The sequence below is a fragment of the Amycolatopsis ultiminotia genome (genome assembly GCF_039536925.1).
Classification (GTDB): Bacteria; Actinomycetota; Actinomycetes; order Mycobacteriales; family Pseudonocardiaceae; genus Amycolatopsis; species Amycolatopsis ultiminotia.
Map to the genome: position 1 here is coordinate 310,181 of NZ_BAAAZN010000003.1, position 12,693 is coordinate 322,873.

Sequence of the window (12,693 nt, forward strand, 5' to 3'; positions counted from 1 at the left end):
CCCCGATGGCCGAGCTGGTCGTGTCCAGGGTCTGTGGCCTGCCTGCGGACGTGCTGTCCGGCCTGCGGGCGGCGGAGACCGTCGCACTGCTGGACGAGATCGACGCCGTTTCCGCGTCGCGTGCCGAGCTGCGTGATCCGGTGTGCGACGCACTGCACGCGGCCATCGGCCGCGATGGGCTGTCCAAGGACCAGCGGCGTGGGCTGATCCGGCTGCGCCGGTCGGTGTTCAACGGCCGCACCGACGCGGCCGGGCTCCGGCTGGGCCGCGACGTGCTGGAGCGGGCCGACGCGGAGCGGCTCGGCGAGTGGCACCAGGCGCTGGTCCGGGAACGGGAACTGCTGGAGAAGGCGGCGCGGGCGCTGACCTCGGAACTGGCGGCAGCACAGCACGGGGTGGCGACCGCGTTGCGTCGTCCGCACGTGCTGGCCGGGCTGGCGTTGGCGAGCCCGGAGTTCGTCACCTCGTTCGGCGAGCGCAGCGAGCTCGGCTCGCCGCGTGGCCGGTTGAGCCGCTCCGCGGTGTCGTACCTGGTCCGGACCGCGCTGAAGCCCAGCCCGTTCGGGTCGCTGACCACGGTCGGGGTCGGGACCTTCGCCGGTGCGGCCGATCCCGGCGCGGATGCCCGGCTGGTCAGCTCCTCCCGGGTCGCCGCGCGGCTGGCGCTCGCCGCGACCGAGGACGATCCGCTCGTGGTGCCCAATGTGGACACTCGGGCTGCCGGGGAGGAGTGGCTCGCGCCGTTGCCTGCGTACCTGCACCGGCACGGCGTGTACTTCCGGGAGGACGAGGTCACCGCGTTGGCCGGCCCGGTGCCGCTCGATCCGCGGCCCCGGCGGCTCAGTGCACTGGCCCGGGAACTGCGTTGTCCGGTCACCAGCCTGCGCCGGCTGCTGGACCAGGGTGTTTTCCTGCTGTGTCCACCGTGGACGCTGGACGAGCCCCGGCACTTCACCGCGTGGGGGCGGTCCCCGGTGGCCGAGGCGGGCAGACAGGCCGAGCAGATCGTGACCGAGTCCGCCGACGGCCGCCGTCGTGCCGAGGCGGTGCTGGCGTTGCGCGGCCGGTTGCGCGCGACGCTGGCCGAACGCGATCCGGCGCGGGCCGGCTGGACGGCGGGTCTCGGGCTGGTGCACGAGACGGTGGCACACGGTCCGGAACCGGAGACTGCGCTGCCGGAGTGGGCGCCCGGTGAACTGGACCGGATGGCTCGGCTGCTGCGGGGCACCGGCCATCCGCGCGCCGGTTATCACGACCTGGTGCGGTTCTTCGTCCGGCAGCACGGACGGGGCGGCGTCGGCGGGCTGGCCGGATTCGCCTTCCACGCGGCTCGTGAACTCGACCCGATGGCGTGGTTGTCGCGGTGCGCGATCCCCGCCCCGGGAGCCCTCGACGGACCCAGCATCGGCGCACCGGTACACGCGGTGTTCTGGCAGCCGGCCGGGGAATCGTTGGTGGTGAACCAGATCCAGCCGGGTTACCTCGGTGCGGTGGCCCGCTGGGCTGCGGTGGACGGACTGCGCGAGCGGGTGGAATCGGCGGTGGCCGAGCTGCACGCGCGGCGTTTTCCCGGCTGCGTGGTGTACCAGGTGACGGCGCACGCGGACTGGACCGACACCCAGCGTCCGGCCGTGCGTTCGGCGCCGTGGCTGTCCTGGGGCGCGGAACGGCCGCTCGCCGGAACCGGTGGGGTGCCGATCGACGGCTTCCGTGTGCGGCACGACCCGGCCACGGACACGCTGGAAGTCCTCGACCCGGTCGGCCGGACCGCCGCGCTCAGTTACCTCGGCGCGGTACCGGCACATCTGCTGCGCGGGGTGCCACGAGTGCTGCAGCTGCTCTCGGATCCGTGGCTGTGCCAAGGCCCGTGGGACGCACCGCGTCCGCCGGGGCGCAGACTGCGCGACGGCAGGCTCGTGCTGAGCCGGGCCCGCTGGACGCTGCCGGTGTCGGCATTGCCGAACGTCGGCGACGGGCCCACCGTGGACTTCGTGCGTGCCGGGCGCCGGCTGTGTGCGGAGCACGGTCTGCCGGACGAGACCTTCGTGCGCGGACTCGCCGCGAACGGCACGCCGTCGGGCAAACCGCAATGGCTGAGTTTCGCGCATCCGCTCGCGGCATGGACCGCACTGAAAGGCCTCGGCGACGCGGTCACCGCGGAGTTCACCGAGGCGCTGCCCGCGCTCGGCGAGGCCGGAGCTGCCCGCCGGGTCACCGAGTTCCTGACGGTGTTCACCCATGATTGACACACTGCTCTACCCGGAATGGCAGTACTGGCGCGTGTACGTGTCGGATCTGGCAGAGGTCACACGGTTGCTCGACGAGGTCGTGCGTCCGGCGCTGGACCGGCACCGGGATGCCGTGCGCCGCTGGTTCTACCTGCAGTACATGGATCTGTCCGGGCTCCAGCTGCGGTTGCGGGTGCGGGCCGAGCCGGCGCAGGGCGTCGCGGACGAACTGGAGCGGCGCTTCGCCGAGCGGGGTGCCGAGGTGCTGCCGCGCCGGTACGAGCCGGAGCTGGCGAAGTTCCGCGGCCGCGCCGGCGTCGAACTGGCCGAGCAGATCGCGCACCTCGGCAGCGAGACCGCGTTGAAACTGCTGCCCGGCCGGGCTTCGTCGCGCCGGGTCACCCAGGCCGCTGCGCACACCTCGCTGGTCGTGGCAGGCCTGCCGGCCGCACAGCGGGTGAGTTTCCTGCACCAGTACGCCTGGTACTGGTCGGGTAAGGGCGCCCGCACCACGGTGTGGCGGCCGCCGATGGCGGCCGCCCGCCCGGACGACCCCTCGGCGGTCACCAAAGCGACCCGGCTCCAGGACGGCGTTTCCCGATTGCTGGAGGTCGACGAGATCGGTATTCCACTGCGCCGTTATGCCGGTCTTTTCTGGCGGTTGTACCACGAATCGCCACGTCCTGTCCTCCCTTATCGAGCTGCTTTCCAGCACATCCACCTGATGAACAACCGCCTCGGTGTGGTACCCGGAGAGGAGGCGCAAATCGCGCGGTTGTTGTGGTTGCGGCACCTGCCGTAGCCTGGCGGTACGCCCAACGGCACCGGGAAATTCGGAAAAAACCAATTCAGCAGGAGGAAATCATGGACTCGGGATCCAGCGGCGCGGCCAGCTCGGTCGGCGATCCGGACGACAACCATCCGAACCCGGTAGGCGATGCCGTGGTCAACGGGGTACGGGGGGTACTGAACAAACTGGGCCCGGCCGGGAAGAAAGCCGCCGACCAGCTGCCGAAGAAAAAAGACAAATAACCCACGGGAAATAGCCGGACGGACCCGACACGGATCGTGATGGGTCCGGTACCCTGGGCGGACGCGCGACGTCCAGGGGTGGGCGAGCATGAGTGACGGCAATTTCTTCGACGGTGCGGCGCACACCGTCTTCCAGGGCCGCGATGTCTACGGCGGGGTGCACTTCCACCAGCAGGCCAGGCCGGTGGTGCCGCCGTTGCAAGTGCTGGAGCCCGCGGCACTACCGCAACAACGAGGACCAGCTGGCTGAGCTGAGCCGGATCCACGACGCGGCCGCGGGCGGCGTCGGGCTCGCAATCGTGCTCGGCGCACCCGGCAGCGGGCGTAGCACGTTGTGCGAGTGCTGGGGGTTCGGCAACCGGGATCGGTTCCCCGGCGGGGTGTACTCGGTCCGGCTCGGCCGGCGGCCGGTCACCGACGTGCTCGCCGAACTGCTCGGGTTCGCCGGGGTACAGCGTGGAGCAGCTGCCCGGTCCGCGATGTGGCGGGCCTGGACTGCCGACAAGAAGCTCGCGCTGCTGATCGACGACGCGATGAGTGCCGCGCAGGTCCGTGCGTTGCTGCCGGCCGGCCCCGGCTCGATGGTGCTGGTGGTCGAGGCGGACCGGCTCACCGAGCTGCGCACCCGGCATTCCGCAGGCGACGCGCGGCTGGATCCGTTGAGCGACGAAGCCGCCCGAGGCGTGCTCACCGAGCTGGCCGGATCCGGTCGGCTCGCCGCGGAACCGCAGCAGCCGGCCGAGTTGCTCCCAGATCTGTGCCAGCTCGGCGGCCGAGCTGACGGTCGCGGGTGCGCTGCCCGCGGAATCGCCGGAGTGGCCGATCGAGTACCTGATCGGCCGGATCAAGCGCAGGGTCGGCGGTACCCGTGCACGGTACTCACTTGGCGTTCGAGGCGATCCACTCCGCGAGCACGTCCACGCGCGAGGTCGTCTCCACGCTCGTGTGCGGGCAGTCCGGGCCGTTGGTCTCCACCGAGATCAGCTGGCCGCCGGAACCGGACGGTACGAAGTACGGAGCGCCCGAATCGTAGGTGCAGGCGCTGGTCGTGGTTGCCGGTGAGACGCCGCGGACGCCGATGGTCGTGGCGCCGACGGTGCTCACCTGCACCGTGCCCTGCTGGAGTTTCGTGGACGGTGCCGAGTCCTTCGCGGTGAGGCTGCCCCAGCCCGCCAGCGTGAGGCGCTGGCCGACTCCGGGGACCAGCCGGTTCACCGTGAGCGGGGTGACGTCGGTGACCGGGCTGTCGAGCTGGACCAGTGCGACGTCGTTCGGTTCCGCCTGTAGCACCTGCGTCGCCTTGCGGGTGGTGGCCTTTTCCTTCGTCTCGTCGACCAGCCCGAGCGTGACCGTGGTCGGGTACGGCACCGGTCCGGCCACCCGGTTGCGGTTGGCGTCGTGGAAGCAGTGGCCGGTGGTGAGGATCCATTGTGGAGCGACGAGCGAGCCCGAACAGTAGCTCGGGTAGGAGCTTCCGTTCGGGCTCGGGATCCCGGTCATGGACAGCTTGGCGGTGAAGCCGAACTGTCCGGGTGAGACGTCGGAACCGTCGGCGACGGCGAGTGCCGGGCCTGCGGTCAGGATGGGCAGGAGGACTGCTGCGGAGACGGCGGCGCGAACGCGCATTCTCCTCCCTTCGTCCGGGTCACCGGCGGCGCCGATGCTCGGCCATCCACGCTAACCAGCCTGCGTGCCGCGCGGAATTCCCTTGTCGGGCGAAGGAGTTTGGCCGTTCGGGTACTTGACCCGCAGGCCTCACGCGGTGTGGGTGGCGATCCAGTCCGCGATCACGTCGACCCGTGAGGTGGTCTCGGCGTCGGTGTGCGGGCAGTCCGGTCCGGTCGATTCGACCGAAACGAGCTTGCCGCCGTCACCGTTCGCGTCCGGGGTGAAGTAGGGCGCGCCCGAGTCGTAGGTGCAGGCGCTCGTCGAGTTCTGCGGCGAAACGCCCTGCACGCCCACCGTGGTGTCGGCGATCTCGGACACCTTCATGCCGCCCTGCTGCAGCTTCGTGGACGGTGCCGGGTCGGTCGCGGTGAGGCTGCCCCAGCCGGCGAGGGTGATCTCCTGTCCGACCTTCGGCGCCGCGGTGTCGACCGACAGCGGGGTGATGTCGGTGACCGGGCTGTCGAGCTTCGCGAGTGCGACGTCGTTGGTGCCCGCCTGCAGTACGTCGGTGACCTTGCGGGTCTCGCCTGCCCCGTCCTTCTGCACGGTCGTGCCGAGCAGCACCGAGGTCGGGTACGGCACCGGGCCGGAGATCGGGTTGCGGTCCACGTCGTGGAAGCAGTGCCCCGCGGTGATGATCCACTGCGGTGCGATCAGCGCACCGGAGCAGCCGCTGTCGTACTTGCTGCCGTCCGGCTTGGGGATGTCGGTCGAGGTCAGCTTGGCAGCGAACTTGAACTGTCCGTCCGGCACGTCCGAGCCGTTGGCGACGGCGGCTGCCGGCATCGCGGAGACCAGTGCGGCTCCGGCGGCGAGCAGAGCGGCGGACAGTGCGGTGCGAAGACGCATGGAGGATCCTCCGAGAAAGCGGACTGTGATCGCTTCTCGAGGCTATCGGGTGACTTACTACTCCGAAAGTGTGGGACAGCCAGGGTGCCCGAACGGTCACCCCGGCTGCCCGTACACCGTGGGTATGGGTCAGCGCACGCCGACCAGATCGACGACGAAAACCAACGTTTCGTTGGGCTTGATCACGCCGCCGGCGCCGCGTTCGCCGTAGGCGAGGTGCGGCGGGATCACGAGTTTGCGCCTGCCGCCGATTTTCATCCCGGTCACGCCCTGGTCCCAGCCGGGGATGACCTGGCCGGCGCCGAGCGAGAACTGCAGCGGCTCACCGCGGTTGTAGGACGCGTCGAACTCCGCGCCGGTCGAATGCGAGACCCCGACGTAGTGCACGGAGACGGCACTGCCCTGGCGGGCTTCGGCACCGTCACCGACGGTGAGGTCGGTGATCTCGAGGTCGGCCGGCGGTGGGCCGTCCGGGGGGTCGATTTCGGGCTTTTCCAAGGTCATGCGCTGACCGTACCGAGGCATGTGGTGCTGCGCCGAACGGACTACTCCCAACGGTGGGATGAACGCGAAAAGTCTTCACAATTGCTTTACTCGCAAGTAGCGTGCGCTGGGTCACCTGGGGAAACATCGTTGACGGGAGCACCGGGCATGCGACGACGCATCCGTTTCCTGGCCGTTTCGGCGCTGGTCGCGCTGGCGGCGGGTCTGACGCAGGTGGTCACCACTTCGCCTGCCGCCGCGGCGCTGCCCGGCAACGACTACTGCGCCGGGCAGTGCAACGACATCCTGCCGCCGGGTGAGAACGGCAGCGCGACGCTCGCGGAGATCCTGGCCAACAAGACGCTCGGCGCCCAGCCCGGCCACGCCGACGACCAGCTCGGCAAGTACGCCGACCTCGCGGGCGGGTACCCGACGCTGACCACGGACACGATCGGCAAGTTCTTCAACGACTCGTCCTTCGGCGTCCCCGCCGACCAGGTGGCCAGCACCGACAAACCGCGCGACGACGTGACGATCACCCGCGACAAGGCCACCGGGGTCCCGCACATCCAGGGCAGCACGCGTTCCGGCACGGAGTTCGGCGCCGGGTACGCCGCCGGACAGGACCGGTTGTGGCTGATGGACATCATGCGCCGGGTCGGGCGCGGTGAACTGACCTCCTACGCCGGCGGCGCACCCGCGAACCGGGAGCTGGAGCAGTCCTTCTTCGCCGCCGCTCCCTACACCGAGGACGAGCTGCAGCAGCAGATCGACTCGGCCGCGGCCAGCGGGCCACGCGGCAAGCAGGGCCTCGCCGACGCACAGGCCTACCTCGACGGGATCAACAAGTACATCACCGATTCGCACAACGGCCGGTACTTCCCCGGCGAGTACGTGCTGACCGGGCACGTGGACGCGGTCACCAACTCGGGCACCATCGAACCGTTCAAGTTGACCGACCTCGTGGTGCTCGCCTCGGTGGTCGGTGCGCAGTTCGGCGCCGGTGGCGGCGGTGAGGTGCAGAACGCCGTCGCGAAGCTGGCGCTGCAGGAGAAGTACGGCGTCGAGCAGGGCGAGCAGGTCTGGCAGAGCCTGCGTGCCGAGAGCGATCCGGAAGCCGTGAAGACCTTGCACGACGGCCAGAAGTTCCCCTACGGCAACACTCCGGCCAACCCGCAGGGAGCGGCGATGCCGGATCCGGGCTCGGTGACCAACCAGCAGATGGTCTACGACCCGACCGGTTCCGCGAGCGACTCGACCCCGGCAAAGGTCGACGTCCCGGCGCCGAAGGACCAGGAACCCGCGCGCGGTATGTACGACAACGGCGTGCTGCCCGGGAACATGCTCAAGGACAAACACGGTATGTCCAACGCGCTCGTGGTGTCCGGCGCCAAGACCGCCAGCGGGCATCCGGTCGCCGTGTTCGGTCCGCAGACCGGGTACTTCGCGCCGCAGCTGCTGATGCTGCAGGAACTGCAGGGCCCCGGCATCAGCGCGCGCGGTGCGTCGTTCGCCGGGCTGGGCATGTACGTGCTGCTCGGCCGTGGCCAGGACTACTCGTGGAGTGCGACGACGTCCGCGCAGGACATCATCGACAGCTACGCACTGCCGCTGTGCGACCCCAGTGGTCAACCGGCCACAAAGGACTCGAACTATTACCTGTACCAGGGCAAATGCATTCCGATGGACACTGTGGAACGCAAGAACGCCTGGTCCCCGACGGTGGCCGACGGCACCGCGGAAGGTTCGTACACGCTGCGCAGCTATCGCACGAAGTACGGTCCGGTCACCGCGCGGGCGATGGTCGGCGGCAAGCCGGTGGCCTACTCCACATTGCGCTCGTCGTACTTCCACGAGGTGGACTCGCTGATCGGGTTCCAGGAGTTCAACGACCCGGACTTCATCCACTCCGCGGCGGACTTCCAGAAGGCCGCGCACGACGTCAACTTCACCTTCAACTGGTTCTACGCCGACGCCAAGGACGTCGCGTACTTCAACTCCGGCGCGAACCCGGTGCGCAATCCGGCCGTCGACCCGATGATGCCGACCTGGGGTGACCGCGGTTTCGACTGGCAGGGCTGGGATCCGGCGGGGAACAAGGCCGCGTACACGCCGATGGCGCAGCATCCGCAGTCGGTCAACCAGGACTACTACGTCAGCTGGAACAACGCACAGGCGGACGGTTACGCCTCCGGCGGCGCGGACAAATCCGCCGTGCACCGCGCCGATCTGCTCGATTCGCGGGTGAAGGCGCTGATCTCCGGCGGGACCAAGGTGACCAGGGTGAACCTCGCCAAGGCCATGGAGGATGCGGCACTCGCCGATCTGCGCGCGGAGAAGATCCTGCCGCTGCTGCTGCAGATCCTGGACAAGGCCCCGCTGACCGGAGCGGCTGCGGACGCCGAAGCGAAGCTGAAGACCTGGATGGACCACGGCCACCAGCGCGTGGAATCCGAACCGGGTGGCAAGACCTACCGCGACGCGGACGCGATCCGGATCATGGATGCCTGGTGGCCGCAGCTGGTCACCGCGGAGTTCAAGCCGGGCATGGGCGACGACGCGTTCACCGCGATGACGAACGTGTTGCAGATCAACGAAAGCCCGTCCGGTTTCCAGAACGAAACGCCGGACAAGCACGTCGGGCAGCCGCACCAGGGTTCCTCGTACCAGCACGGCTGGTGGGGTTACGTGAGCAAGGATCTGCGGAGCGTGCTCGGGCAGCCGGTGGCCGGGCCGCTGGGTGCGAAGTTCTGCGGCGACGGTGCGCTGGACGCCTGCCGGACCGCGCTCGTCGACTCGCTGACCAAGGCCGCAGACCAGCCCGCGGACACCGTGTACCCGGGTGACGACGACTGCTCGGCCGGTGACCAGTGGTGTGCCGACACGGTGATCCAGCGTCCGCTCGGCGGCATCACGCACGACAAGATCAGCACGCAGAACCGGCCGACCTTCCAGCAGGTGGTGGAGTACCCGGCGCACCGCGGGGACAACGTCGCGAACCTCGCCGCGGGCAAACCGGTGAACGCGACGAGCGCGGAGACCGGGCTCTACAGCTCCCCGGCCTCGAACGCGGTGGACGGCAACCCCGGCACCCGCTGGGCCAGCGACTGGAACGACAACCAGTCGATCACCGTGGACCTCGGCTCGGTGCAGCAGGTCGGGCGTGCGGTCCTGTCGTGGGAGAAGGCCTACGCCAAGGGGTACCGGATCCAGCTGTCCACCGACGGCACGAACTGGCAAGACGCGACCACGGTTACCGACGGAAACGGCGGTACGGACAACGTCTCCTTCGCCCCATCGGACGCCCGCTTCGTCCGCCTGCTCGGCACCGAACGGGGAACGAAGTACGGGTACTCACTGTACGAGTTCGAGGTGTACGCACACTGACTCTCGCTCCCATCCCGACGGTGCCGACGATGAGCCCGGCCCCGACCAGCACCGCACCGCCGCTCAGCAGCTGGATCGCGGTGGTGGCTACCGGGCCTGGCAGGTGCGTGGTGCGGGACATCGCCACCGTGCCGATGGCCCAGGCGATTCCGGCGCCGGCCACCACGAACGTCCAGCTCGAGCCTGGTGCAACGACGCTCAGAACCGTTGCCACGCCGGTAAAACCGAGCAGCAACCGGACAGTGCTGCCGACGGTCGGCCGCGCGCCGAGCAGGCAGCTTCCGGTGCCCGCGGCGACGGCAACCTGGCGACCGGTCAGCCTACGCAGCGCCGCCGGACGGCACAGGACCGGCACCAGACCGGCAGCCAGGAACGCGAGCCCGGACCCGGACAGCGGCGGCAGCGTCCGCGCCATCACCAGCATCGCGGGAAACGACGAGCCCCAGCACAGCCACAGTCCGACCAGAGCGAATGCTCGGACCATCCGTGTGTTGCTTGCCCTGCGTGAGCAAGGTTCCTTCACTCGCGCGGGTCGGGCGCTGGGGCGGACGGTCGTCGAACGCGCGGCTGCGGTGCTGGCGGAGCTGCAGGCGATCGAGCGGTTTGCTGCGGACGTCCGTGCGCCTGGGCTGCGGTGGGTGCGGTGTCCAGCGCGTTGGTGCGGTTCGTGCCGGCGGTGCTCGCGCGGCTGCGCCGGGATCGGCCGCGAAGTGCCGTGCTCACCCTCGAAGGCGACGACGACGAGCTGACCGCATAGCTGGCCGAGGACACCATCGATCTCGCCGTGACGACCCGGCCGGCAGCGGCTCCCGGACGGTCGAGGACGAGTTCCTTGCCGTTGCGCCGAAGGCGCACCCGCTCGGCAGACAGGGCCGGATCGGGCTGGCCGAGCTGGTCCGCGCCGGCGTCGCGTATCCCGGCGGTACGTGCGGGCCCGCGCTGGCCGAGGGGGCTGCCGCGCACGGCGTCGACCGGCGTCCGGGTCACGTCGTGCGCGATGTCGGCACCGCGGTTGCCATGGCGGCTGCCGGGATCGCCGCGGGCGTGGCCCCGCCGTGGCACTGCCGGATCCGGTGCCGTCCACAGTGGCGTTCTTGCCGCTTGAGCCGCGGTTGACGCGGACCATCCACATTTACCACCGCGACGGCGACCGCGATGCCGGATACTTCGCCGAGCTGCTCGCCGGTCGGTGATTTTCGTCGCTGCGGTCGGGAATCGGCGGAGCTACCGTGGCCGGATGGATGACTGGACTCCGCGGACCCGGGCGATCGCGGCGGGGCGCCCGCACGGCCCGGGAGAACCGTTGAACACCCCGATCGTGGCCACGAGCACCTTCGAGGCCGGTGGGGACGCGGTGTACGCGCGCTCGGACGGTACCGAGACCTGGGCCGCGCTGGAGGAGGTCGTCGGATCGCTCGAAGGCGGATTCGCCACCGCGTTCGGGTCTGGAGTCGCGACGTTGTCCGCAGTGCTGGACTCGCTGCCGGTCGGTTCGACAGTGGCGGTGCCGACGTTCAGCTACGCCGTCACGCGCGGAGTGCTGCGGCACGCCCAGGAGCTCGGCCGGCTGACGGTCACCGAGCTGGCGCCCACGGACACCCAGGCGTGGCTCGACTGCGACGCCGACCTGCTGTGGCTGGAGTCGCCGACCAACCCGACGCTCGACGTGATGGAGATCGAGACCATTGCACGGGGTACGCGCGGCCGGGTCGTCGTGGACAACACCTTCGCCACACCGCTGCATCAGCAGCCGTTGTCGTTGGGTGCGGACATCGTGGTGCACAGCGCGACGAAACTCATCGGCGGGCACAGCGACCTCCTGCTGGGCGTCACAGTCGCACGGGACGAAGCGGTGGCCGGAGAACTGCGCGCGGCGCGCACTCGGATCGGTTCCACCCCCGGCGCCCTCGAAGCGTGGCTCGCGTTGCGCGGATTGCGGACGCTGTCCGTGCGGTTGGCGGAGCAATCGCGGACCGCGGAATTATTGGCGTCCCGGTTGGCGGACCACCCGAAGGTGACGAAGGTGCGTTACCCGGGTTTCGGGATGATGGTGGCGTTCGAGCTGCCGGATGCCGAGGCGGCGGGCAAGGTGTGCGCGGCGGTCCGGCTGATCCGCCCGGCGACGAGCCTCGGCGGGGTGGAAAGCCTGGTGGAGCGGCGAGCCTGGCTGCCGGGCGAGGAACGCGTGCCATCCGGGCTGATCCGGTTTTCGGTCGGACTGGAGGATCCCGAGGACCTGTGGCGGGATCTGCTGAGCGCGCTCGGGTGAGACGGGGGGTTCAGGTCAGCAACGGCAGCAGCTGCGCCCGCTCTTCCTCCGGTACGTACTCCGCGTAGTTGTCGTACAGCGCCTGCCGCGCGAGTTGTGCCGCCGATTCGCCGTCGCCTGCTCGGATCGCGTCGCGTACCTGTTCGTGGTGCCCCAGCCAGGTGCGCATCAGGGTGGCCTGGTCACGGGCGTGCGCGAGCTTGTCCTCGATCAGCTCCAGCACCACGCCACGGACCACTTCGCCACTCATCACGAGCAGCTGGTTCCGTGCCGCGCGGGCGACCGTCTCGTGGAATGCCACGTCGGCCCGGCTGAATTCGGCGTATCCCTTCGCCGCGGACATCGTGGCGAGTGCTTCGTCCAAAGCGGACAGATCAGGGCCGGTACGCAGGTGTGCGGCCAGCAGGTGCGCCGAACCGTCCAGCACCATCCGGAACTGCAGCAGTTCGCCGAGCCCGACGTGTTCGGCCCTGGCGAGCCGGTGCATCGAACGCTGCAATGCCACCGGCGAAGCGGCCAGCACCTCCGGCCCCCGCGGATCTCCCGGCCGGGACCGGATCAGCTCGGCGGCCTGCAGCACCCGCAACGCCTCCCGCACGGTTGAACGGCCGACCTCGAACTGGGTCATCAGCTCGCGCTCGCCGGGCAGCCGCGCACCGGGTTTGAGCCTGCCGCTGACCACGGCCTCCTCGATTTGCTCCACGATCCGCTCGTATGCGCGGACCGGGGCCACCGGTTCGAACTGCATACCTTGACCTCGGCGTCGTCTGGTGCGAA

General features: G+C 69.8%; 11 protein-coding genes. 7 read left to right on the top strand and 4 right to left on the bottom strand.

Annotated elements, in window-relative coordinates; translation table 11 throughout:
- Nucleotides 1-5 precede the first annotated feature (5 nt).
- The 4 genes from ABD793_RS09175 to ABD793_RS09190 all read left to right on the top strand — a co-directional run bounded on the left by ABD793_RS09175 (nucleotide 6) and on the right by ABD793_RS09190 (nucleotide 3,510).
- Complete coding sequence (locus tag ABD793_RS09175; RefSeq protein ID WP_344857576.1) at nucleotides 6-2,246, top strand: hypothetical protein; 2,241 nt, start codon at nucleotides 6-8, stop codon at nucleotides 2,244-2,246.
- Nucleotides 2,239-3,030 (top strand): thiopeptide-type bacteriocin biosynthesis protein, encoded by a 792-nt coding sequence (locus ABD793_RS09180; protein ID WP_344857578.1) that lies wholly within the window; start codon nucleotides 2,239-2,241, stop codon nucleotides 3,028-3,030. The genes ABD793_RS09175 and ABD793_RS09180 overlap by 8 nt, the downstream gene beginning before the upstream one ends.
- Before the next feature lie 62 nt (nucleotides 3,031-3,092).
- Complete coding sequence (locus tag ABD793_RS09185; RefSeq protein WP_344857580.1) at nucleotides 3,093-3,260, top strand: hypothetical protein; 168 nt, start codon at nucleotides 3,093-3,095, stop codon at nucleotides 3,258-3,260.
- An 88-nt stretch (nucleotides 3,261-3,348) separates the two neighbouring features.
- A complete protein-coding gene (locus ABD793_RS09190; protein ID WP_344857582.1) occupies nucleotides 3,349-3,510 on the top strand; it encodes a hypothetical protein in 162 nt (53 codons plus the stop codon).
- Nucleotides 3,511-4,139: 629 nt separating this feature from the next.
- On the opposite strand, the gene ABD793_RS09195 is transcribed toward ABD793_RS09190, so the two are convergent.
- From ABD793_RS09195 to ABD793_RS09205, 3 genes are all read right to left on the bottom strand, one after another.
- Entirely contained in the window at nucleotides 4,140-4,886 is a 747-nt protein-coding gene (locus ABD793_RS09195; protein WP_344857584.1) for a S1 family peptidase, read from the bottom strand.
- Between the two features lie 129 nt (nucleotides 4,887-5,015).
- On the bottom strand, nucleotides 5,016-5,777 hold the full coding sequence (locus ABD793_RS09200) for a S1 family peptidase (RefSeq protein WP_344857586.1): 762 nt from the start codon (nucleotides 5,775-5,777) through the stop codon (nucleotides 5,016-5,018).
- A gap of 129 nt (nucleotides 5,778-5,906) precedes the next feature.
- The gene (locus tag ABD793_RS09205) at nucleotides 5,907-6,281 is read right to left on the bottom strand and encodes an FKBP-type peptidyl-prolyl cis-trans isomerase (protein WP_344857588.1); all 375 of its coding nucleotides are present in this window, start codon (nucleotides 6,279-6,281) and stop codon (nucleotides 5,907-5,909) included.
- Nucleotides 6,282-6,428: 147 nt separating this feature from the next.
- Here ABD793_RS09205 and ABD793_RS09210 point away from each other — a divergent pair, with 147 nt between their 5' ends.
- From ABD793_RS09210 to ABD793_RS09215, 3 genes are all read left to right on the top strand, one after another.
- Nucleotides 6,429-9,647 carry a penicillin acylase family protein gene (locus ABD793_RS09210; protein WP_344857590.1) on the top strand — a complete coding sequence of 1,073 codons (3,219 nt, stop codon included), beginning with the start codon at nucleotides 6,429-6,431 and terminating at the stop codon, nucleotides 9,645-9,647.
- Nucleotides 9,648-10,400: 753 nt separating this feature from the next.
- On the top strand, nucleotides 10,401-10,763 hold the full coding sequence (locus tag ABD793_RS42660; protein ID WP_425548676.1) for a LysR substrate-binding domain-containing protein: 363 nt from the start codon (nucleotides 10,401-10,403) through the stop codon (nucleotides 10,761-10,763).
- 121 nt (nucleotides 10,764-10,884) lie between these two features.
- Entirely contained in the window at nucleotides 10,885-11,916 is a 1,032-nt protein-coding gene (locus ABD793_RS09215; RefSeq protein ID WP_344857592.1) for a trans-sulfuration enzyme family protein, read from the top strand.
- A 10-nt stretch (nucleotides 11,917-11,926) separates the two neighbouring features.
- Here the strand turns inward: ABD793_RS09215 and ABD793_RS09220 are convergent, their stop codons facing one another.
- Nucleotides 11,927-12,664, bottom strand: a complete 738-nt coding sequence (locus tag ABD793_RS09220; RefSeq protein WP_344857594.1) for a FadR/GntR family transcriptional regulator — start codon at nucleotides 12,662-12,664, stop codon at nucleotides 11,927-11,929.
- Between the last annotated feature and the right edge of the window lie 29 nt (nucleotides 12,665-12,693).